Annotated in this window: 23 protein-coding genes; 4 read left to right on the forward strand and 19 right to left on the reverse strand. The window is 66.2% G+C overall.

Going from position 1 to position 24,896, the window contains the following annotated elements; genetic code table 11:
* Positions 1-8 precede the first annotated feature (8 nt).
* Genes kduD through GPJ75_RS14745 form a run of 6 tightly spaced genes read right to left on the reverse strand, consistent with a single transcriptional unit; the run spans position 9 to position 5,323 of the window.
* Positions 9-752 (reverse strand): 2-dehydro-3-deoxy-D-gluconate 5-dehydrogenase KduD, encoded by a 744-nt coding sequence (gene kduD / locus GPJ75_RS14720; RefSeq protein ID WP_163269081.1) that lies wholly within the window; start codon positions 750-752, stop codon positions 9-11.
* Complete coding sequence (kduI, locus tag GPJ75_RS14725) at positions 749-1,576, reverse strand: 5-dehydro-4-deoxy-D-glucuronate isomerase (RefSeq protein WP_163269082.1); 828 nt, start codon at positions 1,574-1,576, stop codon at positions 749-751. Before kduI ends, kduD begins: the two co-directional genes overlap by 4 nt.
* 58 nt (positions 1,577-1,634) lie before the next feature.
* A complete protein-coding gene (locus tag GPJ75_RS14730; RefSeq protein ID WP_163269317.1) occupies positions 1,635-2,429 on the reverse strand; it encodes an NAD-dependent epimerase/dehydratase family protein in 795 nt (264 codons plus the stop codon).
* 29 nt (positions 2,430-2,458) lie between these two features.
* The gene (locus GPJ75_RS14735; RefSeq protein WP_163269083.1) at positions 2,459-3,736 is read right to left on the reverse strand and encodes a TRAP transporter large permease; all 1,278 of its coding nucleotides are present in this window, start codon (positions 3,734-3,736) and stop codon (positions 2,459-2,461) included.
* 17 nt (positions 3,737-3,753) lie between these two features.
* A complete protein-coding gene (locus GPJ75_RS14740; protein ID WP_246249068.1) occupies positions 3,754-4,335 on the reverse strand; it encodes a TRAP transporter small permease in 582 nt (193 codons plus the stop codon).
* 1 nt (position 4,336) lies between these two features.
* Positions 4,337-5,323 (reverse strand): TRAP transporter substrate-binding protein, encoded by a 987-nt coding sequence (locus tag GPJ75_RS14745; protein ID WP_163269084.1) that lies wholly within the window; start codon positions 5,321-5,323, stop codon positions 4,337-4,339.
* 137 nt (positions 5,324-5,460) lie between these two features.
* On the opposite strand from GPJ75_RS14745, the gene GPJ75_RS14750 reads away from it, so the two are divergent.
* From GPJ75_RS14750 to GPJ75_RS14765, 4 genes are all read left to right on the forward strand, one after another.
* Positions 5,461-6,234, forward strand: coding sequence for a FadR/GntR family transcriptional regulator (locus GPJ75_RS14750; protein WP_246249069.1), 774 nt, complete (start codon positions 5,461-5,463; stop codon positions 6,232-6,234).
* A 206-nt stretch (positions 6,235-6,440) separates the two neighbouring features.
* Positions 6,441-7,346 carry a 5-dehydro-4-deoxyglucarate dehydratase gene (gene kdgD, locus GPJ75_RS14755; RefSeq protein WP_163269085.1) on the forward strand — a complete coding sequence of 302 codons (906 nt, stop codon included), beginning with the start codon at positions 6,441-6,443 and terminating at the stop codon, positions 7,344-7,346.
* Positions 7,343-8,479 carry a mandelate racemase/muconate lactonizing enzyme family protein gene (locus tag GPJ75_RS14760; RefSeq protein ID WP_163269086.1) on the forward strand — a complete coding sequence of 379 codons (1,137 nt, stop codon included), beginning with the start codon at positions 7,343-7,345 and terminating at the stop codon, positions 8,477-8,479. Before kdgD ends, GPJ75_RS14760 begins: the two co-directional genes overlap by 4 nt.
* A gap of 1 nt (position 8,480) precedes the next feature.
* On the forward strand, positions 8,481-9,332 hold the full coding sequence (locus GPJ75_RS14765) for an amidohydrolase family protein (protein WP_163269087.1): 852 nt from the start codon (positions 8,481-8,483) through the stop codon (positions 9,330-9,332).
* Positions 9,333-9,404: 72 nt separating this feature from the next.
* On the opposite strand, the gene GPJ75_RS14770 is transcribed toward GPJ75_RS14765, so the two are convergent.
* From GPJ75_RS14770 to mmsB, 13 genes are all read right to left on the reverse strand, one after another.
* Positions 9,405-10,706, reverse strand: a complete 1,302-nt coding sequence (locus GPJ75_RS14770) for an MGH1-like glycoside hydrolase domain-containing protein (RefSeq protein WP_163269088.1) — start codon at positions 10,704-10,706, stop codon at positions 9,405-9,407.
* Positions 10,707-10,859: 153 nt separating this feature from the next.
* Complete coding sequence (locus tag GPJ75_RS14775; protein ID WP_163269089.1) at positions 10,860-11,909, reverse strand: ABC transporter ATP-binding protein; 1,050 nt, start codon at positions 11,907-11,909, stop codon at positions 10,860-10,862.
* A 12-nt stretch (positions 11,910-11,921) separates the two neighbouring features.
* Complete coding sequence (locus GPJ75_RS14780) at positions 11,922-12,770, reverse strand: carbohydrate ABC transporter permease (RefSeq protein ID WP_163269090.1); 849 nt, start codon at positions 12,768-12,770, stop codon at positions 11,922-11,924.
* Positions 12,767-13,612, reverse strand: a complete 846-nt coding sequence (locus GPJ75_RS14785; RefSeq protein WP_163269091.1) for a carbohydrate ABC transporter permease — start codon at positions 13,610-13,612, stop codon at positions 12,767-12,769. The genes GPJ75_RS14780 and GPJ75_RS14785 overlap by 4 nt, the downstream gene beginning before the upstream one ends.
* Positions 13,613-13,842: 230 nt before the next feature.
* Positions 13,843-15,123 carry an ABC transporter substrate-binding protein gene (locus GPJ75_RS14790; protein ID WP_163269092.1) on the reverse strand — a complete coding sequence of 427 codons (1,281 nt, stop codon included), beginning with the start codon at positions 15,121-15,123 and terminating at the stop codon, positions 13,843-13,845.
* Positions 15,124-15,138: 15 nt separating this feature from the next.
* Entirely contained in the window at positions 15,139-16,197 is a 1,059-nt protein-coding gene (locus GPJ75_RS14795) for a LacI family DNA-binding transcriptional regulator (RefSeq protein ID WP_163269093.1), read from the reverse strand.
* Between the two features lie 323 nt (positions 16,198-16,520).
* Entirely contained in the window at positions 16,521-17,153 is a 633-nt protein-coding gene (locus GPJ75_RS14800) for a 2-dehydro-3-deoxy-6-phosphogalactonate aldolase (RefSeq protein ID WP_163269094.1), read from the reverse strand.
* Positions 17,150-18,079: a 2-dehydro-3-deoxygalactonokinase gene (locus GPJ75_RS14805; protein ID WP_163269095.1), complete on the reverse strand. Its 930-nt coding sequence runs from the start codon at positions 18,077-18,079 to the stop codon at positions 17,150-17,152. The genes GPJ75_RS14800 and GPJ75_RS14805 overlap by 4 nt, the downstream gene beginning before the upstream one ends.
* Before the next feature lie 6 nt (positions 18,080-18,085).
* Positions 18,086-19,612: an aldehyde dehydrogenase (NADP(+)) gene (locus GPJ75_RS14810; protein ID WP_163269096.1), complete on the reverse strand. Its 1,527-nt coding sequence runs from the start codon at positions 19,610-19,612 to the stop codon at positions 18,086-18,088.
* Between the two features lie 44 nt (positions 19,613-19,656).
* Positions 19,657-20,589 carry a Gfo/Idh/MocA family protein gene (locus GPJ75_RS14815; RefSeq protein ID WP_163269097.1) on the reverse strand — a complete coding sequence of 311 codons (933 nt, stop codon included), beginning with the start codon at positions 20,587-20,589 and terminating at the stop codon, positions 19,657-19,659.
* Between the two features lie 140 nt (positions 20,590-20,729).
* Complete coding sequence (araD, locus tag GPJ75_RS14820) at positions 20,730-22,475, reverse strand: L-arabinonate dehydratase (RefSeq protein ID WP_163269098.1); 1,746 nt, start codon at positions 22,473-22,475, stop codon at positions 20,730-20,732.
* Between the two features lie 224 nt (positions 22,476-22,699).
* Positions 22,700-23,671 (reverse strand): AraD1 family protein, encoded by a 972-nt coding sequence (gene araD1, locus GPJ75_RS14825; RefSeq protein WP_163269099.1) that lies wholly within the window; start codon positions 23,669-23,671, stop codon positions 22,700-22,702.
* Positions 23,672-23,683: 12 nt separating this feature from the next.
* A complete protein-coding gene (gene mmsB, locus GPJ75_RS14830; protein ID WP_163269100.1) occupies positions 23,684-24,895 on the reverse strand; it encodes a multiple monosaccharide ABC transporter permease in 1,212 nt (403 codons plus the stop codon).
* Position 24,896: the final 1 nt, after the last annotated feature.

Consider the following 24,896-nt stretch of genomic DNA (forward strand, 5'->3'; position numbering starts at 1 on the left):
AGAGTTAATCACCGCGCCAGCCACCCCCCATCGACCGGCAGCACGGCCCCATGCACATAGGCCGCCGCGTCCGACGCCAGAAACACCGCCGCGCCGCCGATGTCCGACGGCTCGCCCCAGCGGCCGGCCGGGATGCGTTCCAGGATCGCCCGATAACGCGTCTCGTCCTCGCGCAGCGCCTTGGTGTTCGAGGTGGCGATGTAGCCCGGCGCGATGGCGTTGACGTTGATGCCCTTGGCCGCCCATTCGCAGGCCAGTAGCCGCGTCAGCCCAACGATGCCGTGCTTGGAGGCCGTGTAGGAGGCGACGCGTATGCCGCCCTGGAAGGAGAGCACCGAGGCGATGTTGATGATGCGCCCGCCAGCCCCCCGCGCGAGCGCGGCCCGCCCGAAGGCCTGGGACAAAAGGAACGCCGCCTTCAAGTTGACGTCGATCACCTCGTCCCAGTCGGCTTCCTGGAAGTCCACCGCGTCGGCGCGGCGGATGATGCCGGCATTGTTGACGAGGATATCGAGCCCCGCCACCTCCTCGACTTTCCGTGCGGCGGCCTTCGGATCGGCAAGGTCAAGCGCCAGCGCCTCGGCGCTGCCGCCGGCCGAACGAATGCGCTCTACGGTTTCGTCCATGGCGGACCGGCCGGCACAGACGACGTGCGCGCCCGCCCAGGCCAGCGACGCGGCGATCCCCTGGCCGATGCCCGTATTGGCGCCCGTCACGAGGGCCCGGCGGCGCGAAAGGTCGAACGGCTTCACCGCATGCCTCCGATCTCCACCATCTCCACGTCCTTGTAGTCGATATTATCGCCGGCCATGGCCCAGATGAAGGTGTAGGAGGACGTGCCGGCGCCGGAATGGATCGACCAGCTCGGCGAGATCACCGCCTGGTGGTTGGCGACCACCAGATGCCGCGTCTCCTGCGGCTCGCCCATCAGATGGAAGACCCGATGATCCTCCGCCAGATCGCGGTAGAAATAGACCTCCGAGCGGCGGTCGTGCAGATGAGCGGGCATGGTGTTCCAGATGGAACCGGTGGCGAGCCGCGTCATGCCCATGACGAGCTGGCAGGTCTCCAGAACGTCGGGGTGGATGAACTGATAGATGACGCGCTCGTTGCTGCTTTCGGTACTGCCGAGCGCCACCTGCGCCGCATCGTCGATCCTGATGAGCCGCGTCGGGCAGGTGCGGTGCGCCGGCGCGGAGACGAGATAGAAGCGCGCGCCATCGCCCGAAAAGGAAAGCGGCCCGGCGCCCATCCCCACATAGAGCATGTCGCCGTCCGCCACCTCGTAGCTGTCGCTGCCGGCGCGGATCCCGCCCGAGCCGCGCACGCAGGCGATGCCGATCTCGCGGCGGTCGAGCAGGCTCTCGGTGCCGGCCTCGGGAACATGGTCGATTGGAACAGCCCCGCCCGCCGGCTCGACGCCGCCAACGATCATCCGGTCGTGGTGGGAATAGACGAGGCGCGCCTTGCCCGGCTGGAACAGGTCCTCGATAAGGAAATGCCGGCGCAGTTCCTCCGTCGTCATGGTCTTGGCGAATTCCGGGTGGACCGGGCGGCGGGTTTCGGTCGTCATCACTCTTCCTCGTTCTGCTGTTGGCCCTCCGACCGGGGCCGAAAACGGACGTCGCGGGCCGCTATTCCTCGCGGATCGGCTCCACCACGAAGAGGCCGCCCTGGTAAAAGGCCTCCGGCGCGTCCTTGGGGGGCGGTGGCGCCTTGGCGTAGACCTCGTCGCGGTAGACGGCCGAGTTGTCCTTCGGCCGCCAGCCGAGATAGCCGACGTAGCTGTTGTCCCACCAGCAATCGTCGTTGTCGGATACGCCGTAGATGACCGGGCAGCCGAGCCGCGGCACGGTAAAAACGCGCTCGACCAGCGAGACGAAGTCGTCTGGGCTCAGCCACGTGGCCAGCATGCGGCGGTCGACGGGCTTGGGAAAGCACGAGCCGATGCGCACAAGGGCGGTCTCGATGCCGAAGCGGTGGTGGTACATCTGCGCCAGCCCCTCGCCGAAGTGCTTGGAGACGCCGTAGAGCGTATCGGGCCTGGGCGGTGCGGTGTGGTCGAGGTGCTGGTCCTGCGTATAAAGCCCGATCACGTGGTTGGAGCTGGCAAAGAAGATGCGGTTGCAGCCATGCTTGCGGGCGGCTTCATAAAGGTGGAAGACGCCGTGGATGTTGGCGTTGGCGATGACGGAGAACTTGTCCTCCACCGACTGGCCGCCCAGATGCACGATGCCGTCGCAGCCTTCCACCAGGCGTTCCACGGCGCGGGCATCGCCAAGGTCGCACTGCACGCATTCCTCGTTCGGCCCGGCGGGGCCGATATCGGCGATGTCGGAAACGCGCAGCGTCTCGGCGAGATGGGCAAGCCTTTGGCGGGCCATCTTGCCCAGCCCGCCGCCGGCACCGGTGATGAGAAGTCGTTTCAGCATGGGTACTCTCATTGGATCAGGTTGGCCTATTGGATCAGATTGGGCAGCGTCATCGATATGGCCGGAATATACGTCGTCAAGAGCAGCGCGACGAGGATGGCCAGATAGAACGGCCAGATCGTCTTCACCGCGTCCTGTATCTTCACCCCGCCAACGGCGCAGCCGACGAACAGGCACGCCCCGACCGGCGGCGTGCACAGCCCGAGGCCAAGGTTCATCAAGAGGATGATGCCGAACTGTACCGGGTCGACGCCGATGGAGACGGCAACCGGCAGGAAGATCGGCGTGCAGATGAGGATCAGCGCCGCCATGTCCATGATCATGCCCAGCGTCAAAAGGATGAGGTTGAGCATGAGCAGGATGACGAGCGGGTTGTCGGAAACGACGGTAACCGCGCCGGCAAGCAGCTCCGGCACCCGGTAGAGCGCCAGGAGATAGGCGAAGCCTGAGGCGCAGCCGACCAGGATCATCACCAGCGACGTGGTGATGACGGACCGCAGCACCGCCACCTTGAAGTTTTTCCACGTCAACTCGCGGTAGACCAGCGTCGTCACGGCAATCGCGTAGATGGCGCCGAGGGCGCCCGACTCCGTCACGGTCATGATGCCGGAGAGCACACCGCCGACGATGATGACGGCGGTGAAGAGGCCGGGAAGGGCGATGACGAAGCTTGATGCGAGCACCGCCCAACCGGGGAAAGCCTCGCCGCCATAGCCGCGCTTGACGGCCACCAGGTAGGCGGCGACGCCGAGGCACAGGCACATCAGGATGCCCGGCACGATACCGGCGATGAAGAGCCTGGAGACCGAGACGCCGCCTGCCGCCACGGCGAACAGGATCATGTTGTGGCTGGGCGGAATGACGATACCGGCGATGGAGGATGTGACCGTCACATTCACATTATAATCAGCATCATAGCCCTTTTCCTTCATAACCGGAATCAGGATCGAGCCAAGTGCAGAGGTATCGGCCACGGCTGAGCCGGAAATACCCCCGAAGAGCATCGAGGAGGCCACGTTGACGACGCCCAGCCCACCGCGCAGCGCGCCCACGGCCGCCGCCGCCAGACGCACGAGCCTCGCCGCGATGCCGCCCTGCATCATCAATTCGCCGGCGAAGATGAAGAAGGGGATCGCCAGGAGCGAGAAGACCGAAATGCCGGAAAGGATGCGCTGGAACGCCACGAAAAGCGGCAGGCCCTCGTAGAGGAAGCCGGCGACGGTGGCGATACCGAGCGCGAAGGCCACCGGCACGCCTGCAACCATCAGGCCGAAGAAGAGGCCGAAGAGTAATGCCAAACCCATTGGGGGCAGACCTTTTGCTAGCGGCCCAACGCGCGAAGGCGACGGTAGAGGCCGGAGGAGACGAAGAGAACCATCAGAACGCCGCAGATGACGAGCGGCGCGGCGCGCCAGCTTTCCGAGAGGCCCAGAAGCGGTATCTTTCGATTGAGGTTGGTGGCGACGAGATGCCATCCCTGCCACGCCATGAAGGCGCCGAAGACGATGAGCGCCACATCGGAAATAACCTCCAGCACGCGGCGCGGCAGCCGCGGCATCGCTTCACGCACGAAGTCGATGCTGAGATGCGTGTTGCGGCGGATGCCGACCGCCGCCCCGAGAAAGGTCACATAGGCGACGATCAGAAGCGCGGCCTGCTCGACCCAGGTGGGTGTATTGTTGAGGATGTAGCGGCCGTAGACCAGCCAGCCGAAGATCACGATGAGAACGACCATAAGCACGCCGGCCACGCGGAGGCAGAATTCGGAAGTCGCGTCCAGAAACCGCTCGACCGTATCCCCCTCGCCCGCCGCATGGCCGGGCTGGCCCTGATCGTCCTGCATCGCCTGTCTCCGTTGGCCGCCGAACGTCGGCGCCTGTACGGCGCCGACGGCGTTTCTCAACCTATTCGGTTTCCTTGATCGCCTTGATCAGTGGCTCGAGGTCAGGGTTCTCCTCGATGAACGTGGCGTAGATCGGCTCCATCGCTTCCTGGAAAGCGGCCTTGTCCTCGACCTCGTTGACTGTCACGCCGGCTTCCTCGACCTTCTTCCGGCTGGCCATGACCTGCTCGGTGAACAGCTTGCGCTGCGTCTCGGCGGACCTGATCGCCGCCTGACGGACGATTTCCTGATCCTCCGGCGACAACTCGTCCCAGCTCGACTTGGCGATGCAGACGCATTCAGGAATGATCAGATGGTCGGTGATGGAGTAATAGCGCGCGACTTCGTAGTGGCCGGTCGAATCGAAAGACGCATAATTGTTCTCCGCCCCGTCGATCACCCCTGTCTTCAGCGACTGGTAGACTTCGCCGAAGGCCATGGGCGTGGCGTTGCCGTCAAGCTCGCCGACCATTCCCACGTAGAGATCGTTGTTCATCACCCGGATCTTGAGCCCCTTCACGTCCTCTGGATTCGCGATAGGATGCTTGGCGTTGTAGAAGCTGCGCGAACCTGAATCGTACCAGGCGAGCGACACCAGGCCGTACTCCTCCATGCCCTTGGAAAACCGGGCTCCGATCTCGCCGTCCATCACGCGGTACATGTGCTGAACGTCCTTGAACAGGAAGGGCAGCGAAACGACGTTGGTGACGGGGATGATCGGCCCCATCGGGCCCATGTTGAAATTGCCGAAATCGAGCGCACCGTTGCGCGTCTGCTCGATCGCATCGGGCTGGTCGCCCAGCACCGCGCTGTCATAGACGGTCGCGTTTATCCGTCCTTCCGTCTTCTCGGTCACCTCGTCGGCGAACTGCTTCATCGCGACGGTGTTGGGATAGCCTTCCGGATGGATATTCCAGCCGCGCCAGTCGGCCGCAGCCGCGGATCCGGCACCCGCAATGAGAACAGCGCCGGCCATGGTCGCGGCGCGGATCGTCGTTATCGCATTCATTTTATTCCTCCCTAAGTACGATAGTTGTCATATATCCCTGTATTTTTATAATATGTATTTGGCAGCCGCGTCAACAAGAGCGAAGCATGCAGCGCGCATTGACACGGAAGGGGCCGCCGGCACAATCATGAGCCGGCATGGCGCCGGCAGGGAAGGAGTTCGAGATGGCGGGTGGCGCTTCCAGGAATCCACGCGGAACGGAACGGCGCGAGGGCCGCGTCAACCTCGTCGGCATGGTCGGCGACGATCTCAGGCGGCGCATCGTCGAGGGCGAACTGAGCGTCGGCGACAAGCTGCCGAGCGAGGCCGAACTGACACGGCACTACGAGGTGAGCCGCACGGTCGTGCGCGAGGCCATCGCCTCGCTGCGCTACGACAGCCTTGTCGAGGCGCGGCAGGGCGCGGGCGTGTTCGTGCGCAATAACCGGCCGGCCGGCGGCTCGCCCTTTCCACAACCGGACATGGCGCGGATTTCCTCCATCATCGAGATCCTGGAACTGCGGGCGGCGGTGGAGATGGAAGCGGCCGCCCTTGCCGCCGCCCGCCGCTCGCCGGCACAGGAAGAGGCGATCATGGAGCGCTACGACGACATCGATGCGCTGATCGCCGAGGGCAAGCCGACGCGCGATGCCGACATGGCCTTCCACCTGGCGATTGCCGACGCCACCAACAATCCGCGCTTCCGGGAGTTTCTGGAACTGCTGGGCATCAGCGCCATCCCCCGTGCCATGTTGCAGCCGGACGCCGACGCCGCGACGCCGAAGGACTATCTCCTGAAGATCCAGGAGGAGCACCGGCGCATCGCCGAGGCGATCTCCCTGCGCGACGAGGAGGCGGCACGCAAGGCCGTGCGCGTCCACCTGATCGGCAGCCAACAGCGCTACCGGTCGCGGCTCAGGCCGGAGGGGTGATGTCATTCCCCTGGCGTCATCCCGGAAAGCCGAAAACAGTCTCCGCTTCGCTCCGACTTCCGGGATGACGCGCGCGCGTGTGAGGATGAGAGAGGGCAGGCAACCCTCTCCTTACCCACAACGACATGTCATACATACATTGACACATATATGATAACTCTTATGATCGCTGCCGTAGCCCCCAAGCATAGGAAAGCCTTAACACCATGGACCCCCTTCAACTGAAGTCGGCGCTCGGGGCCGGCCTTTTGTCATTCCCCGTCACCGCCTTCGACGCGAACGGCAATTTCAACAAGCGGCCCTACCAGGAGCACATTTCCTGGCTGTCCGGCTTCAAGGCGAGCGTGCTTTTCGCCGCCGGCGGCACGGGCGAGTTCTTCTCGCTGGCGCCCGATGAGATGCCGGCCGTCGTCGAGGCGGCAAAGGCGGCGGCGGGCGACACGCCCATCGTTTCGGGCTGCGGCTACGGCACGCGCATGGCAGTGGAGATCGCCAAGGCGGCCGAAGCGGCGGGCGCCGACGGCATTCTGCTTCTGCCGCAGTATCTGATCGAGGCCGGCCAGGAAGGCCTTTACCGGCATGTAAAGGCGGTTTGCGAGGCGGTTTCCATCGGCGTCATCGTCTATAACCGCAACAACGCCATCCTCCAGCCCGACGCGGTGGCGCGGCTTTGCGAGGAGTGCCCCAACCTCGTCGGCTTCAAGGACGGCTCGGGCGACATCGGCCTGGTGCGGCAGATCACGGCGAAGATGGGCGATCGGCTAACCTATCTCGGCGGCATGCCGACGGCCGAACTTTTCGCCGAGGCCTATCTCGGCGCCGGCTTTTCCACCTATTCGTCGGCCGTCTTCAACTTCGTGCCGGCGCTGGCACAGGAGTTCTACGCGGCGCTCCGCGCCGGCCGGCAGGACGTCACGCTACGCATCCTCAACGAATTCTTCTATCCTTTCATGAAGATCCGTGACCGCGCCCCCGGCTACGCCGTCTCCGCCATCAAGGCCGGCGTGCGTATTGTCGGCTTCGACGCGGGCCCCGTGCGCCCGCCGCTCACGGACCTGACGGAAGAGGAAGCGGCCATGCTCGAAAACCTGGTAGCGCCGTACAAGTCATGAAGATAACGCAGGTCCATACCCATATCCTCGAACACAGGCTCGACCGCGTCTTCGAAAGCGCCTCCATGCGCTTCGACCGGCGCCAGCACTGCCTCGTCGAGATCGTCTGTGACGACGGCACCATCGGTTGGGGCGAGTGCCTTGGCCCCGCCCTCCCCAACGCCGCGGTGGTGAAGGCCTATACGGCAGCGCTCATCGGCCGCGACCCGCTGGAGACGGAGAAGATCTGGCTGGAGCTCTACAACCTCCTGCGCGATCAGGGTCAGCGCGGGCTCACGGTCACCGCGCTTTCGGGCATCGACATCGCACTCTGGGATATCAAGGGCAAGCATTTCGGCGTGCCCATCTCGGTGCTTCTGGGCGCCCGTTTCCGCGAAAGCGTGCGCGCCTACGCCACCGGCTCCTTCCGCACCGAGGGCGTGGACCGCGTGGAAAGCGTTGCCGCGGAAGTGGCGGGCTACCGCAAGGAAGGCTTCCACGCCGTCAAGATCAAGATCGGTTTCGGCGTCGAGGAGGACCTTAACGTTATCGCGGCCGTGCGCGAAGCCATCGGCCCGGACCTGCGGCTGATGATCGACGCCAATCACGGCTACGATGCCCTTGAGGCGGTCCAGCTTGGCAAGCGGGCCGATCAGTACGGCATCGACTGGTTCGAGGAGCCGGTGCTGCCCGAACAGCTTGGCGCCTACCGCGCCGTCAGGGCCGGCCAGCCCATCCCCGTCGCCGGCGGCGAGACCTGGCATGGCCGCTACGGCATGCTGGAGCCCATCGAAAGCCGTTGCGTCGACATCGTCCAGCCGGACATCTGCGGCACCGGCGGCTTTACCGAGATGCGCCGCATCGCCGATCTCGCGGCCATCCACGGCGTACGCCTGGTGCCGCATGTCTGGGGCACGGCGGTGCAGATCGCCGCCAGCCTGCAGTTCATGGCCGCCCTGCCGCCAAACCCGCCGCGGCCTGAACCGATCGAGCCCATCCTGGAGTTCGACCGTACGGAAAACCCGTTCCGCCAGGCGGTGGTGAAGACGCCGCTGGAGCATGAGAACGGCCTCGTGCGCATTCCCGACGGCCCCGGCCTCGGCATCGAGATCGAGCGCGACGCGCTCAAGGAATTCGCGTTGAAAGAGGGCTGAGGTGATCGAACGCAAATATTCGGGCGAAAAGCCCAGGACGCCGATGCCGGCGGGCGCCACCGACACGCAGATGCACATGTACCTGCGGGGTTTCCCCGCGCTGCCCGGCGGTCCGGACCTGCCCGAGGGCCTTCCCGGCCCGGACGACTACCGCAAGGTGATGGAATGGCTCGGTATCGAGCGCGTCGTCGTCACCCAGGGCAACGCACACCAGGCGGACAACGCATGCCTCGTCGCCTGCCTCAAGGAGATGGGCCCGATATCGCGCGGCGTCGCCGTCATCACCGGCGAAACGTCGGACGCCGAGATGAAAGCGCTGCACGCGGCCGGCGTGCGCGGGGCGCGCATCATGGACCTGCCGGGCGGCGCCGTCGGGCTTGAGGCCCTGGAGGCCGTCGACAAGCGGGCCAAGCCCTTCGGCTGGTGCCTTGCCGTACAGTTCGACGGCACGCACCTCCTCGAGCACCTGCCGAGGCTCGAACGCCTCGAATGCCGCTACATCATCGATCACCATGGCAAGTTCTTCTCCGGCGTAACACCGCAGTCGCCCGAGATCGATGCCCTGAAACACCTCGTCGACCGCGGCAATTGCTGGTTCAAGTTCGCCGGCTGCTACGAATCCTCCCGCTCCGGCCCGCCGGACTTCGAGGACATCGCCGCCGTCGCCCGAAAGATGGCGGCCTACGCGCCCGAGCGCATCGTCTGGGGCACCAACTGGCCGCACAACCTCGTTAAGCGGACGGAGGACTATCCGGACGACGCCGCGCTGCTCGACACGGTGCTCGGCTGGGTGCCGGCGGAGCATCACCGAAAGGTGCTCGTGGAGAGCCCAGCGGCGCTGTTCGGGTTCTAGCCCCGCATTTATGCAGCCAACGGCAGGCCCGCGTCCCTTCGCGCTCCCGTCGCCTTTTCCGCACGAACGGAACTACACCGGTGCCAACGCCCGCGCCTCGCCGCCCCTCAGGAACTCCAGAACCATCGCCGCCGTCCAGGTGAACTGGCCGCCGCCGCAGGGCTCGCCCGTCAACGGATCGTAGTATTCGGCGAAGCCGCCCTTCTCGATCAGTTGCAGGCTGGAGGCGCGGATCGTTTCCGCCACCGCGTCCATGCCGGCGGCCGCCAGGCCGTCGGAGACCAGATAGTTGACGATGAGCCACGCCGGCCCCCGCCAGTAGCGCTTGGCGTCGAAGCGCGGGTCGGCTGGGTCGTGGCTCGGCACGACATAGCGGCAGCGCTTGGCGATCTCCATGATGCGCGCGCCGATAGCGCCGGCGCGGGCCTCGGGAATGGCGGCGAAAACGGCGATCAGCCCGCCCACGGAGGGACTGTCGACGAGACTGTCCGTCGTCCGGTCGAGACAAAGATACTGGCCGTGCCTCTCGCTCCACAGCCTCTCCAGCGCCGCAAGCCCCTTCTCGGCGCGCGCGCGGTTGGCGCGGGCGATATCCGCCGCCCCCAGTTCTTCCGCAAGTGCCGCAAGGTCGGCACAGGAGCGGATAAGGATGGCGTTGAAGCCCGGATCGACCACGCGGAACGGCGACAGGTCGTGCAGCACCCCGTTGTTCCAGCCATGGCGGCGGAAATGCTCGAGCAGCCAGAGGTAGCGGTCGTATTGCTCCTTGGTCGGCCGGTGGGCGGGGTCGGCATGGTCGACGTCGCGCCGCCGGTACGGGGCGATGCCCTCGCCCGGCACGCGCTGGAACGGCTCGTCCCAGTCGATGGCGTTGTCGCGGCCCGATTCCCAGGGGTGGATGATCGCCACCAGTCCCTCGCCTTTCGGGTCGCGCGCCGTGCACAGGAACGCGTGCCAGCGGTCGATCTTCTCCACCAGCGCGCGCACGCGCGCCGCATTCGCCGCCTTGTCCTTCGACCGCTCGTAGATGCGCCGCGCGGTGAAGCCGGCCACCGCTGGCTGGGTGATGCCGGAGGTGGGCACCGGTCGACCCGTCCGCCAGACGTCGGGGCCGGGGAAATAGCCCTCGTCCTCCTGATGGAAGACGATATGCGGCACCATGCCGTCCGGCCATTGATGGGCGAACAGGGTCTCCATCTCACGCCAGGCGCGGTCCTCGTCGAAGGCGGCGAACCCGAGGGCGGTGAGGCAGGAGTCCCAGTTCCACTGGAAGGGATAAAGCCCCTTCGTCGGCACCGTATAGGCGCCGCGGTCGTTCTCACGCAGGATCTGCGATGCTTGGCCCGCTAAGCGGGCATGTTCGTTGGGTGTCATGGGAGGTTTTTGATCGCGGATTGTTTTGGGGATATTCGGGTATCTTGAAGGATGGCGCCCCTCCCCCTCGTAAAGGAGGTGTCCGGCAGAACAGAGAGGGGCGAAGGGGAGTGGCGTCTCAAAACAAGCATCACGTTACTTACAACTCCTTCGCTAATGCACCTGCAGCGACTGCTCCGTCTCCGGGTCGAACCAGCGGATGCGGTCGGGCGTCGGTGCCAGCTTCACAATGTCGCCGCGCGAAAGCACGATGTCGCTTTCGAGCACGGCGCGGAAGAGATGGCCTTCCACGTCGCACGTCACCAGCACGTGCGGCCCCAGCGGCTCGACCACGCGCACCTCGGCCGGAAGCCCGCTCTCGGCGTGGGAGAGGTCCTCCGGGCGGATGGCGAAGGCGATCTCCTCGCGCTCGGCCTTCGGGCCCTTGAAGGTGATCCCCGCCACGCGCCACGAGCCGTTGTCGGCTTTTCTGGCCGGGAGGAAGTTCATCGGCGGGTTGCCGATGAAGGAGCCGACGAAGCGCGCGGCGGGGTTCCTGTAGACCTCGATGGGGCGCTCGGCCTGGACGATCAGGCCCTTGTCCATGACCGCGATGCGGTCGGCAAGGCTCATCGCCTCCACCTGGTCGTGGGTGACGTAGATGGTGGTCGTCTTGCTCTCGGCGAGCACGCCCTTGAGTTCGGCACGCATCTCCAGCCTGAGGAGAGCGTCGAGGTTGGACAAGGGCTCGTCCATCAGGATGACGTCGGGCTCCATGGCGAGTGCCCGCGCCACGGCCACGCGCTGGCGCTGACCGCCGGAAAGCTGGCCGGAATAGCGCTTCAGGAGCTGCCCGATATGCATGAGCTCGGCCGTGCGGGTGACGCGGCGGTCGATTTCCGCCTGCGGCAGCTTTTGCATGCGAAGGCCGAAGGCGATGTTCTCGAACACGGTGAGATGCGGGAAGACCGCGTAGTTCTGGAACACCATGGCGATGCCGCGCTGGCGCGGCGGCAGGTGGTCGACACGCCTTCCGCCGATCCACACTTCGCCTTGGCTGGGCGTCTCGAGCCCGGCGATGATGCGCAGCAGCGTGGTCTTGCCGCAGCCGGACGCCCCGAGGAGAACCATGAACTCCCGGTCCGCCACGGTAAGGTCCACCGAGTGAAGGGCCGTGAAGTCGCCGAATTGCTTGGCGACGTTCCTGATGGAGATTTCGGCCATGGTCCTGTCTCCTTATCGGTTGGCGATGCCCCACATCGCAAAGAGATATTTCCGCACAGCGAAGATGAAGATCAGCGCCGGCACCACCAGCACGGCACCGCCGGCGAATTTGAGGTGCAGCGGCGAAACGTCGAGGTTTTGCAGGAGGAACGCCGTCAGCGTCCGGTTCTCGATTGTCAGCACCGCCGCCGCGAACACCTCGTTCCAGGAAATGACGAAGGCGAAAACCGCCGAGGCGGCGATCCCTGGAAGCACCAGCGGCAGCACCACCTTGCGGAACGCCTGGACGCGCGTGCAGCCGAGCGTCCAGGCCGCCTCCTCCAGTTCCACGGGAATGCCGGAGAACAGCGAGAAGGTGATGAGGACGGCGAAGGGAAGCGCCAGCGTCGTGTGCACCAGCGCCAGTCCAAGAGCCGTGTCGTCGAGCCCGGTGCGGATGAACAGCACCGCCAGCGGCAGGGCGAGCAACGGCAACGGGAAAGCGCGCGTCATCAAGACCATGATGCGGAAGACGCCCTTGCCGCGGAACTCGAAGCGCGACAGCGCGTAGCCCGCCGGCGCCCCGAGGCCGATCGACAGCGCCATGGTGATGCAGGCCACGAGGATGGAGTTGAACAGCGCCTTGGCAACGCCGGCAAAGCCCATGAAGAAGGCGATGCTGTCGGTCTCGAAGCCGGGCACGAAGCTCTTCGGAAAGGCGTTCACCTGGTCTGGCGAGGACAGTGCGTTGACCACCAGCAGATAGATCGGGGCGAGCACCCAGGCGCACAGAACGATGATCGTCGCCGCGAAGACCAGCCGTCCGCGCTTGCGGATATCGGCGGTGGCGGCAACGGTTTCGGTGGCGGTGACGGCGGTCATACCTGCGCCTCCTTCGGTACGCGCAGCGTGCGCAGGAAGACCAGGGTAAAGGCGATGGAGATGGCCAGGATCACCAGCGCATAGGCTGCGGCCACGTGCCTGTCCTGCAGGGCGAACTGCCATTGATAGGTCTCGCCCATCAAGACCGGCAGGTTGGTGCCGCCAAGGGCCGCCACCACCGCGAACACCTCGAAGGCGAGGATGGTGCGCAGGATGAGCGCGGTCTGGATGCTGGGCCTGAGCAGCGGAAGCGTGATGCGCACGAAGCGCTTCCACGGCCCGGCGCCGAAGACCTCGGCCGCCTCGTAGTATTCCTTGGGGATGAGCCCCATGCCGGCCACCAGGATGACCAGCACGATAGCCGTGGCGCGCCACAGTTCGGCCAGCACGACGGCCAGGAAGATGGTTGCCTTGTCCTGGTAGCCGAGCCAGGTGACAGGCTGGTCGATGACGCCGAGGCTCGACAGGATGCTGTTCAGAAAGCCCGTCTGCTCGAAGATGGCGAGCCAGATGATGCCGGCGGCGAGATCCGAGATGCCGAGCGGGATGGTCCAGATATAGAGGATGACGTCGCGGCCGGCCCCCATGCGCGTCACCAGCGCCGCCATGAAGAGCGCCAGCGCGAGCTGCACCGGCACCACCGCCAGCGCCAGAAGCATGGTGTTCCAGAAGGCGGTGGAGAACTTCCAGTGCCCGGCCATGGTGCGGAAGTGCTCAAGCGTCAGCGCGCCGTCCTGCGAGACCGCCTGCCAGGCGACCAGCAGGAAGGGATAGATGAAGAACACGCACAAGAAGAGCGTTGCCGGCAGAAGCAGCAGATAGGGAAGTGTGCGCTGTTGCATCTTTCCGTTCCTCTGGTCGGGCCGCCAGCATGCGAATGCCGGCCCTCTCTCTTGCGATTTCCCGCGCAAGCCCAATTTGGGTCAGTCAACCCACGCGCGTCATCCCGGACAAGCCCTCGCTTCGCTCGATCTTTCCGGGATGACGCGCGTGATTTGATCCGACCGTCAGTTTCATCCACCGATCCCGAATGCCTCCACCCAACCTTGCCGGGCGGAGGCGCCTTCATCCGTCACTCAACCGGGCAAGCGCCCTCGGAGGGCTCGTCCGGTGCCCAGCAGGGCGCGCCCGACTCTTCCATGATCGAGCGCAGCGTCTCGGCCTGCTCGTCGAGCACCGCGCGCACGTCCTGTCCGGCCAGCACGATACGCTCGAACGTATCGATATAGACCTGGTTGAACTTGCCGTCGTTGTCGCCGAGCCCCATGGGAAGCAGGCCCGGATTGGCGTCCTCCGCACCCGACATCGCGGCAATCGCCGCGCCCGAGATCTTCACCGCCGCCGGCATGTCGTCCGGCAAGTCCACCTCGACCACGGGAAAGAAGTTAGTCGCCTTCAGCGTGGCGATCTGGGTCTCCGGCTTCAGCATGTAGGTGGCCAATGCCTTGGCGGCTTCCATGTCGGGCGCCGTTTCGGGGATGGCCACACCCGCCACCACCGGCATGAAGCCGCGGCCCGTCGGCCCCGCAGGCGCGGGGAAGGCGACGAAGTCGTCTGGCCGCTGGTTGAAGGCGTCGGCCAGCCGCGCCGTATGGTCGAAGGCCACCCACACGTCCTCCGTCAGGAGCTGCTCCTGCATGAAGGCGAAGCCGGTGGAGGCGGGGTTTGTGTACTGCCACAACTCCTTGAACTTGTTCCAGGCTTCCTCGGCTTCGGGCGAGCGGAACTTCGTCACCATGGAGTTGGTGTAGGAGGGGTAGAGATACCCCTGGAAGAAGCGGTGCTTCAGCCCCTTGGGGCCAGCAGGGAAGCCGAATTTGGGCCCGCCGGTCTCCTCGGCCAGCGTCTTCGTCCATGCGATGAGCTCGTCATAGGTGAGCGCGTTGATGTCGGCGCCTTCCGGCAGGTACTCGAGCGCCTTCTTGTTGGCGGCCATGACATAGCTTGCCTGCATCCATGGCAGGTATTTCTGCTCGTCCGTGCCCAGCATGCCGAGCTGCTGGAAGGTCTCGTTCACCGTGACGCCGCCCAGATCCATGTCCGAGAGGTCCACCAGGTTGTCGGTCAGCGTGGTGAAATCGCCGTGCAGCCCGCCGAGCACGCCGATGGTGCCGGAACCGGCCTCGAGCTCGGCCTGGATGCGCGTGAGCCAGGGCCCGCCGTCGCTCGCCTGGTAATCGACCGGCTCGTCGAAACCGGAAAGGACCTCTTCGCGCATGGCCTGGGTCTCTTCCACGGGCTTGGCCTGGGTGGACCAGAACAGGATGTCGGCCTGGGCACTCCCTCCCGTACCGGCAAAGGTGCCGGCGGCGAGCAGCGCGGCTGCCAGCGTTGTCGTTCGCGTTTTCGTCATTTTCTCTCTCCCTTTCTAGATTTGCCTGATGCGCGGGCGGGCGTGCCGCGGCGCCGGGCCGTGGCTGCCGCGCTCGATGAAACGCGGCACCTTGAGGCTCGAAAGCGGCCCCTTTTCCTCGCCTTCTATGAGGCGGATCAGCATTTCCGCGCTCTCCCGCGCACGCTCGTGCGTGGCCTGGTCGAAGGTGGTGAGCCCTGGCGTCGCGAAGGCCGCCGCTGGCACGTTGTCGAAGCCGATCACCGAAAGGTCCCGCGGGATGGCGAGCCCCATCGCTTCGGCTTCGCGCATGACCATTAGCGCCAGTTCGTCGATCAGGCCGATGATCGCCGTTGGGCGATCCTCTGCCGACAGCATCCCGCGGATCTGGGCGCGGTGGGCAGCCTCGTCGAAGCGTGGGGCGCGGACGATCGAAAGCCTCACCGCCGGATCGCCCGCCTCGGCGGCGGCCGATTCCAGCCCTTCCTCGCGGTCGTGGCGGAAATTCATGCGCTCTTCGATGCTCACAAGGCCCACATGCCGATGGCCAAGGGCATAGAGCCGGCTGAGAGCGGTGCGAAAGGCTTGCCTGCCGTCCGTATCGAGCCAGCTGTATGACGCGCCGTCATCGGCGATCCGCCCGTGGGCGACGAAGGGAAAACGGCGTTCGATAAGGAACTTCACGCGCTCGTCGTCCTCGGCGATGCGCGTCAGCACCACACCGTCGGCACGGCCCGACTGGACGAGGTGCTTGAGTACGTCGAGTTCCGACTGGCCGGCAGAGGCAGTGGCGATCATCAGGTCCACGCCCTTGGCCACCAGCCCCTCGCCGAGCCCCGTCACAAACTCGCCGAGGAAGGAATCGACGAAGTCCGGCCCGCGGACGGGCAGCACCAGCCCGACAAAGCCACTCCTGCCGGAAACCAGCATGCGGCCGGCCATGTTCGGCACATAGCCGAGTTCGCGCGCCTTCTCGGCCACGCGCCGGCGCGTCTCGGCGGCAATGTCCTCATAGCCGCCAAGCGCCCGCGAAACGGTCGCGACCGATAAGTCCAGCGCAGCGGCGACTTCCTTGAGGGTGCTCCTCCGGCGCAAACGGCTCCTCCCTGATGCGGCCTTATCCCGGCCAAAACGTTTTAGATTTGGCGTGTGCGATTTCTAAAACGTTTTAGAAGTGTGCCGCAAAAAGAGAGCAGCGTCAATCCCTGGCTGTCATGCGGCGAAGCGCTGTCTCTCGTAGGCAGGGCAATGGGCATTCAGGATATTTGTTTGGCTCCGCCGACCCACCCTCAATCCCTCCCCACAAGGGGAGGGAGGCAGGTCGAGCGCGCCACGATCCCCCTCCCCCTTGTGGGGAGGGGTTAGGGTGAGGGTCCGGCGAAGCCGAACTAGACTTCATCCATCTGCAAAGGGAAAAGCTACCCGCCAAACACGGCGTCGTAGGCCGCCACCGCCGCGCGCGCTTTCTCCGCCACTTCAGCCGCGCCCGCCCCCGGCCGGTAGAGGCTGGAGCCGAGGCCGAACGTGCGCACGCCGACCGCCGCATACGCGGCGAAGTCGCGTTCCAACACACCGCCGACCGCGCCCACCGGCACGTCTTTCGGCAGCACCGCCATGACGGCCTTGATACCGGCCGCGCCGAGCACCGAGGCGGGGAAGAACTTGAGCGCCGAGGCGCCCGCTGAGACGGCCGCAAGCGCCTCCGTGGGCGAGAAGACGCCGGGCATGGTCGCCATGCCGTGCTGCATCGCGCGGGCAATGACGGCGGGTTCGACATTGGGGCTGACGAGCAGGTTTCCGCCGGCATCGTGCAGGCGGTCGACATCCTCCACCGTCAGCACCGTCCCGGCGCCGACCAGAACGCCCTCCGGCGCCAGGCGGCGGGCCAGTTCGATGGAGCGGAAGGGCTCCGGAGAATTGAGCGGCACTTCGACCGCCTCGAAGCCCGCCTCCAGCAGCGCCTCGACGATAGCCGGCGCCTCCTCGGGCGCGAGCCCGCGCAGGATGGCGACGAGATCGCGGCGAAGCTTCGGCCAAACAACGCGGCTCATGCGGCCTTCCTTTCCGGCCAGAGCGCCGTTGCGGCCTTAAACAGGCCCTGGCGCACGAGGATCTGGCCGTCCAGCGTGCGGGAAGCGATGCCGGCGGCGGCAAGCGCGGCCTCATAGGCTCGTCCCTGCGCGCCTCCGGCGATAAGTGTGACCGTCGCTTGATCATCGAGCATCCGGCGGGCGGCGGCGATCTCCGCGCCGATCAAAAGGCCGGACAGGCGAGCTTTCGCGTCGGGGGCGGCCTCGCCGGCAAGAAGCCCGGCCGCGCGGATCGAAAAGAGCGTTCCCGTCAGCCCCGCGCCCTCGGCGAGCATTTCGTCCACCGCGTCGCCGAACGCCGGAGAGGCGGCATCCGTCTCCCCCTCGCCGAGCGTGTCGCGGAGGATGGAATGCTGGCTCAGAAGCGCGAAGAGCTCGCCCGTCATGAAGGTGGTGAAGGCCTCAAGCCGCCCCTCCTCCAGCTTCGCCCATTTGGAATGGGTGCCGGGCAGGCAGAAGAGGCCGGAGCGCCAGCCCCCGGCCACGGCACCGGCAAGCTGGGTCTCCTCGCCGCGCATCACATCTTCCCGGCCCCTTTGGCGCCGGCAGACGCCGGGCAGGATGCGCACGTCGCGCGCCGCCCCGTCGGCGCGGACGGCGTTGAGATGCAGCGCATCGAGCCTTGCCGGCGTCTCCAGATAGGCCGCCTCGCGCCAGCCGCCGCGGGCGCCAGCCATGCCGGCCACCACCACCGGCAGGTCGGAGGCGGCGCCGAGCTCGGCCAGATGCGCCTCCATCACGCTTTCGAAGCGGTCCGGCATTGAGGCGCGCATGCCCTCGCCGCTCGAACGCTCGGCCAACACCGCGCCCTCGCCGTCTAGGAGCCAGAGCCGCATATTGGTCGTGCCCCAGTCGATGGCGGCGGCGAAAGCTTGGCGATCGGCCACGGCGGCTCAGGCCTCGGCGAAATCTGCCGGCAGCAGTGCCGCCGGCATGTCCTGATAGGCCACCGGGCGCAGGAAGCGTCGGATGGCGAGCGTGCCCACCGAGGTGGTGGAGGCGTTGGTGCTTGCCGGATAGGGCCCGCCATGCATCATCGCGTCGCTCACCTCGACGCCGGTCGGAAAGCCGTTGGCGATCAGCCGTCCGGCCTTGCGCTGCAGGATCGGCATCAGCGAGGCGGCAAGTTCGGTGTCGGCGTCGTCCATCTGCAGCGTGCAGGTGAGCTGGCCTTCGACGCCGCGGGCGATCTCGCGCATCTCATCCTCGTCCTTCACGCGTACGACGACACCGAACGGCCCGAACACCTCGTGATGCAGCTCGGGATTGGCGAGCCACTCCTCGCCCGTGGTCTCGAGCAGGTCCGGCCCGGCGTTGCGGCCTTCCGCCTTGGAGGCGATCCGCGCCCGCGCGCAATTGAGGCCGGAAACGCGGTCGCGGCCTTTGCGATAGGCGTCGGCGATGCCTACCGTCAGCATCGGCTGTTCCGCCACCTTCTCGAGCACGGCTTGCGCTGCGTCGAGGAACGTATCCACCGCGCTCCCGTCGAGCGCGATCGCCACGCCTGGGTTGGTGCAGAACTGGCCGACGCCCATGGTGAGCGATCCGGCCCAGCCTTCGCCGATCTTGGCGCCGCGCGCGGAAAGCGCCGCCGGCAGGAGGAAGACAGGGTTGACCGAGCCAAGCTCGCCATAGAAGGGGATGGGCTCCGGCCGGCTCGCCGCCAGGTTGAAGAGCGCACGCCCGCCGCCAACCGAGCCGGTGAAGCCCACGGCCTTGATCAGCGGATGGGTGACCAGCGCCTCGCCCGCCTCGCGGACATTGCTCTGGATAAGCGAGAAGACGCCCGGATGCTGGCCGGTCTTCCTGATCGCCGCGTGGATCGCCTCGGCCACCACTTCACCGGTACCCGGATGAGCTTGGTGCCCTTTGACGACGACCGGGCAACCAGCCGCAAGGGCCGAGGCCGTGTCGCCGCCGGCGGTGGAGAAGGCGAGCGGGAAGTTGGAGGCGCCGAACACGCCCACCGGGCCCACGGGAAGCTGCATCAGCTTCAGGTCCGGCTTGGGCATGGGTTGGCGCTCGGGGTTCGCCGCGTCATGGCGGCGGTCGAGGTAGTCGCCCTTCTCGATGTGCTTGGCGAAGAGGCGAAGCTGGCCGGTGGTACGGCCTCGCTCGGTGTTGATGCGCGCCTCGGGCAGGCCGGTCTCCTGGCTGGCGATCACGGCGATCGTCTCGGCCCGCGCCTCGATCTCGTCGGCGATGGCGTTCAGGAAGGCGGCGCGCTCAGCGCGGCTCGAATAGCCGTAGGTCCAGAAGGCCTCTTCCGCGGCTTTCGCCGCGCGGTCCACTTCCGCCGTCGTGCCGACGGAGAACTGGTGGGACGGCCCTGTGGCGGGATCGGAGGAAAAGGTCCTTTCGCCTCCGATCCACTCGCCGGCGATCAGATGTTTTCCGTGTGGCTCGAAGTTCTGCGGCATGTCCCGTTCCTTGCTTTGAGAAAAGTTCTGGCGAGAGCCCCTATCTATTCATGAAAGGGCGCGACGTCGACCTGTCGGCCGACAAGAAATGCATCCGCGACGAGCTTCAGGGGCGCGATGTCGACATCGCTCTCTCCCGCTTCCAGAAGGCTGGCAAAACGCTCGTAGATGCCGTCATATTCGGCCTCCAGCCCATCCGGGCGGGCCTCGCCGTCGACCGACATCCGGCTGCCGCCGTCGGCCAGCACCAGGCTCCCCGCATCGGTGTCGATCCTGATCTCCCAGGTCTGCGGCCCCTCCTGGCGCCAGTCGAAGACGGCATCGACATCGAAGCCCGCAAGGCTACGCATGGAGAGGTCGACGCCGATCGGCATCTTGCGGTTCTCCGGCACCTCCAGCGTGGCACCGGTGACGAAGACCGGCGGCACGATCGCCGTCAGGATGGAAAGCGCGTTGATGCCCGGATCGAAAACGCCGAAGCCGCCGGCCTCCCAGATCCACGCCTGGCCCGGATGCCAGCGCCGCACATCCTCCTTCCAGACGATCTCGACATGGCGGATCGTCTTGCCGGAAAGCCATTGCCGGGCGGGCTCGACGGCCGGCGCAAAGCGCGAATGCCAGGTAGCGAAGAGGGTGACGCCATGCTGCCGTGCCAGCTCGGCCAGCGCCTCGACCTCGCCCACCGTCGTGCCGGGCGGCTTTTCCAGAAGCACGTGGCGGCCAGCGCGGATCGCCGCCACGGCCATATCGTAACGCGGCATGGGCGGGGCGCAGAGGGAGACGGCCGGCACATCCGGGCGCTCCTTGAGGAACGTGTGGAGGTCGGCAAAATTATCGACGCCATCCACCGTCCCGTGCCGGCTGACGGCCGCGGCAAGCGTGAAGGCGGAGGAGCGGGCGATGGACGGCAGATGCTGATCGCGCGCGATCTTGCCGACGCCGACGACGGCGATGTTGGTGGGGGCGACGTTTGTCATCTTTGCTCACCTCCTAAGCCGTCATCCCGGAAGCCGTAGCCCGCAGGGCGGAGGCTGTCCGGGACCCATTCCGGAATGTCGATATTACGGAATGGGTCCCGGCCCTCACTTCGTTCGGCCGGGATGACGCGCGGTTTTTATCAATGCGAATCCCTACCCACCGGATGCCCCCGGCACCCTTTGAGGAAATCAAAATCCGCGCCCGTGTCGGCGCCCTGCACGTGATCGTGGAAGAGCTGCGCATAGCCGCTCTCCGGCCGCTCCACCGCCGGCTTCCAGCCGGCCAGCCGCCGCTCCAGCTCTTCCTCGGAGATGTCGAGGTGCAAGCGGCGCCCGGCAACGTCGAGCTCGATCATGTCGCCATCTCGCACTACCGCGAGCGGCCCGCCGGCGGCGGCTTCGGGCGAGGTGTGGAGCACCACCGTGCCGTAGGCCGTGCCCGACATGCGGGCGTCGGAGATGCGCACCATGTCGCTGATGCCCTTCCTCAGAACCTTGGGCGGCAGGCCCATGTTGCCGACCTCGGCCATACCGGGATAGCCCTTGGGCCCGCAATTCTTGAGGACGAGGACGCAGGTCTCGTCGACGTCCAGCGCCTCATCGTTGATCTTCGCCTTGTAGTCGTCGATGTCCTCGAAGACGACGGCGCGGCCCCGGTGCTGCATGAGATGCGGCGAGGCGGCGGAGGGTTTCAGCACGGCACCGCGCGGCGCCAGGTTTCCGCGCAGGACGGCGATGCCCCCCTGCTGCGTCAGGGCCCGGTCGACCGGGCGGATGACGTCGTCGTTCCAGTTCCGGACAGCCTTCACCTCGTCCCACATGGAGCCGCCGGAGACGGTGAGCGCGTCACGGTTGAGCTTGCCGCCCTCCCCCAGCATCTTGATCACCACCGGCAGGCCGCCGGCATAGAAGAACTCCTCCATCAGGTATTTGCCCGACGGCATCAGGTTGACGATGGTGGGGATGTCGCGGCCGAGCCTGTCCCAATCGTCCAGCGTCAGGTCGACGCCGACGCGGCCGGCCAGCGCCAGAAGGTGGATGACGGCGTTGGTCGACCCGCCGATGGCACCGTTGACGCGAATGGCGTTTTCGAAGGCCTCGCGGGTGAGGATGTCCGACGGTTTCAGCTCGTCCTTCACCATCTCGACGATGCGCCGGCCCGAAAGATGCGCCATCACGCGGCGGCGGCTGTCGACGGCGGGAATGGCGGCATTGCCGGAAAGCGCCATGCCGAGCGCCTCGGCCATGGAGGCCATGGTGGAGGCGGTGCCCATGGTGTTGCAGGAGCCGGGCGAGCGGCTCATCGCCTGCTCGGCCTCCAGGAAGTCGTCATGGCTCATGGTGCCGGCCTTGATGGCCTCCGACATCTGCCAAAGCGCCGTGCCGGAGCCGACGCGCTCGCCGCGGAACCAGCCGTTGAGCATCGGCCCGCCGGAGACGACGATGGCCGGCAGATCGGCGCTGGCGGCCCCCATGAGTACGGCGGGCGTGGTCTTGTCGCAGCCGGCCAGAAGCACCACGCCGTCAAGAGGATTGCCGCGCAGGGCCTCCTCCACGTCCATGGCGGCGAGGTTGCGGAACATCATGGCCGAGGGCCGCAGCGCGCTCTCGCCGGTGGAGAAGACGGGAAACTCCAGCGGCAGGCCGCCGGCCTCGTAGATGCCGTGCTTCACCCGCTCGGCAAGGTCGCGCAGATGCGCGTTGCAGGGGGTGAGCTGCGACCAGGTGTTGCAGATGCCGATCACCGGGCGGCCGTCGAAGAGGTCGGCCGGCAGGCCCTGGTTCTTCATCCAGGAGCGGTGATAAATGTGGTCGCGCGAGGTGCCGCCGAACCACTCCTGCGAGCGCAACTTGCGCGGCCAGGGCTTTGGGGTGAATGCGCTCATGTGTTATCGCTTCCTTTCCCGGGTGGTCCGGACTTCCTCGTTTTCGTCATCCCGGCCAAGGGAGCGAAGCGACCGCGAGCCGGGATCCATTCCCTACCTCTTCCATGTTCCGGCCCGCTTCGCTGGAGCTTCAGCGAGGCGAGAATGGGTCCCGGACAGCCTCCGCTACGCTCCGGCTTCCGGGATGACGCGCGCGTGAGACAAGCGGTTGTTTGACCCTCTCATCAAAGCGCCGTCACCTTCGTCTCCCGCTTCCCTTCCCGCGCATGCGGGTTCCTCAGCGGCAGGCCGAAGTCGGGCGCCGAGATCTCCCACACATCCCCCTCCCCGCACTTGATCCCATCCGCGACGGAGAGCGTTGCCGTGCCGAACATGTGCACGTGCAGGTCGCCCGGCTGGCAGAAGAGGCCGTATTTGAAGTGGTGGTGCTCCAGATTGGCGATCGTGTGGGACATGTTGTCCTCGCCGGACAGGAACTCCTTCTCCCAGATCACCTTTCCGTCGCGCAGGATGCGGGACATTCCGCGGATGTCTCCCGGCAGGTCGCCCGTAAGGAGTTCGGGGCCGAAGGAGGCGGGGCGGAGCTTGGAGTGGGCGAGGTAGAGATAGTTGATGCGCTCGGTCACGTGGTCGGAGAACTCGTTGGCGAGCGAGAAGCCGATGCGGAAGGGCTTGCCGTTCTTGCCGATCAGGTAGAAGCCGGCGATCTCCGGCTCTTCACCCCCGTCGAGCGCGCAGTCGGGCGAGAGGAGCGGGTCGCCGGGCGCGACCGCGCCGACGCCGGTGCCCTTGTAAAACCATTCGGGCTGCACGCCTTCACGGCCCTCCTCCGGCTTGCCGCCCTCGATGCCCATCCGGAACATCTTCATGGAATCGGTCATGCCCGCCGTGTCGGCCTCGGCGTGCATGGCATCGCGGGCGGACGCCGAGCCGAGATGGGTAAGGCCGGTGCCGGTGAGGAACATATGTGCCGGGTCGGGATGGCGGACGGGCACGTCGAGCGCGCCTTCAGCGGCCAGTTTTTCGAGGTCCACCGCCTCGCCGAGCCCGTGCCGCTCGATAACCGCTGCAAGGTTCTGCCCGGCCTCGATCGCCTCCTGCGCGAGGCCGTAGGTGCTCGCTGCACCGCCCACCAGCCGCGCGTCCTCTCCCCGGCGGCAGACGACGCCGCCCTTCTTCAGTTGCGAAAGGTGCATGGTTTTGCCTCGTCAGGTCGATTTGTTCTTGTTGTAGACGTCGAAGATCACCGCCGCCAGCAGCACCAGGCCCTTGATGACCTGCTGATAGTCGATGCCGATGCCGAGAATGGACATGCCGTTGTTCATCACGCCCATGATGAAGGCGCCGACGACGGCTCCGACGATCTTTCCGACGCCCCCGGACATCGACGCCCCGCCGATGAAGACGGCGGCGATCACGTCGAGCTCGAAGGCGACGCCCGCCTTCGGCGTTGCCGTGTTCAGCCGGGCTGCGAAGATGAGGCCGGCAAGCGCCGCCAGCATCCCCATATTGGCGAAGGTGAGGAAGGTGAGCCGCTCGGTCGGGATGCCCGAGAGCTTGGCCGCCTTCTCGTTTCCGCCCAGCGCGTAGATCCTGCGGCCGACCGTGGTCGAGTTGGTGAGGAACGTATAGGCCGCCGTCAGCACCGCCATGGTGATGAGCACGTTGGGGAAGCCCCGATAGGTCGCCAGCATGTAGGACAGGAAGACGATTGCCGCGGCGATCAGGCCGTTCTTGGCGAGAAAGAAGCTGAAGGGCTCGTCCTCGATGCCGTATTTCATGTGCCGCCGGCGGTTGCGCATGGCCATGTAGACGAGGATGGCCGCGGTCGCCGCCCCCAAGAGAATGGCCGTCACGTTGGGCCGGCCGATACCGAAGGCGTCGGGGATGAAACCGGTGCTCAAGAGCTGGAAGCCGCGCGGGAACGGGCCGACCGACTGGCCCTGCAAAACCCACAGGGTGAGCCCGCGAAAGACGAGCATACCGGCCAGCGTGACGATGAAGGAAGGGATGCGCCAATAGGCGATCCAGTACCCTTGCGCGGCGCCGATCAGGATGCCGAGGATGAGGCAGGCCGGGATGACCACCAGCGTCGGCAACTGGTACTGGACGAGCAACACCGCCGCCACCGCGCCAACGAAGCCGACGACCGAGCCGACCGACAGGTCGATATGCCCGGCGACGATGACCAGCAGCATGCCCAGCGCCATGATGACGATGTAGCTGTTCTGCAGGATCAGGTTGGTGAGGTTCACCGGCCGCATCAGCGTGCCGTCGGTCACCACCTGGAAGAAGGCCATGATGACCACCAGCGCCAGCAGCATGCCGTAGTCGCGCAGATGGTTCTTCAGATGGCTGCCGATGGAGACGACCGCGCCTTCCGCCGCCGTTTCTCTTTCGCGCGCTGAGACTTCAGTCATT

Source organism: Chelativorans alearensis (assembly GCF_010993735.1).
In the GTDB taxonomy this organism is placed as follows: domain Bacteria; phylum Pseudomonadota; class Alphaproteobacteria; order Rhizobiales; family Rhizobiaceae; genus Chelativorans; species Chelativorans alearense.

Coding starts and splice junctions, on each gene's coding strand:
- araD1 (WP_163269099.1), bottom strand. CDS start 23,671: ATGCACCTTTCGCAACTGAAGAAGGGCGGCGTCGTCTGCCGCCGGGGA.
- GPJ75_RS14785 (WP_163269091.1), bottom strand. CDS start 13,612: ATGCAACAGCGCACACTTCCCTATCTGCTGCTTCTGCCGGCAACGCTC.
- GPJ75_RS14810 (WP_163269096.1), bottom strand. CDS start 19,612: ATGCCGCAGAACTTCGAGCCACACGGAAAACATCTGATCGCCGGCGAG.
- GPJ75_RS14790 (WP_163269092.1), bottom strand. CDS start 15,123: ATGACGAAAACGCGAACGACAACGCTGGCAGCCGCGCTGCTCGCCGCC.
- GPJ75_RS14780 (WP_163269090.1), bottom strand. CDS start 12,770: ATGACCGCCGTCACCGCCACCGAAACCGTTGCCGCCACCGCCGATATC.
- GPJ75_RS14735 (WP_163269083.1), bottom strand. CDS start 3,736: ATGGGTTTGGCATTACTCTTCGGCCTCTTCTTCGGCCTGATGGTTGCA.
- GPJ75_RS14760 (WP_163269086.1), top strand. CDS start 7,343: ATGAAGATAACGCAGGTCCATACCCATATCCTCGAACACAGGCTCGAC.
- GPJ75_RS14815 (WP_163269097.1), bottom strand. CDS start 20,589: ATGACAAACGTCGCCCCCACCAACATCGCCGTCGTCGGCGTCGGCAAG.
- araD (WP_163269098.1), bottom strand. CDS start 22,475: ATGAGCGCATTCACCCCAAAGCCCTGGCCGCGCAAGTTGCGCTCGCAG.
- GPJ75_RS14750 (WP_246249069.1), top strand. CDS start 5,461: ATGGCGCCGGCAGGGAAGGAGTTCGAGATGGCGGGTGGCGCTTCCAGG.
- GPJ75_RS14775 (WP_163269089.1), bottom strand. CDS start 11,909: ATGGCCGAAATCTCCATCAGGAACGTCGCCAAGCAATTCGGCGACTTC.
- GPJ75_RS14770 (WP_163269088.1), bottom strand. CDS start 10,706: ATGACACCCAACGAACATGCCCGCTTAGCGGGCCAAGCATCGCAGATC.
- GPJ75_RS14800 (WP_163269094.1), bottom strand. CDS start 17,153: ATGAGCCGCGTTGTTTGGCCGAAGCTTCGCCGCGATCTCGTCGCCATC.
- kdgD (WP_163269085.1), top strand. CDS start 6,441: ATGGACCCCCTTCAACTGAAGTCGGCGCTCGGGGCCGGCCTTTTGTCA.
- mmsB (WP_163269100.1), bottom strand. CDS start 24,895: ATGACTGAAGTCTCAGCGCGCGAAAGAGAAACGGCGGCGGAAGGCGCG.
- GPJ75_RS14745 (WP_163269084.1), bottom strand. CDS start 5,323: ATGAATGCGATAACGACGATCCGCGCCGCGACCATGGCCGGCGCTGTT.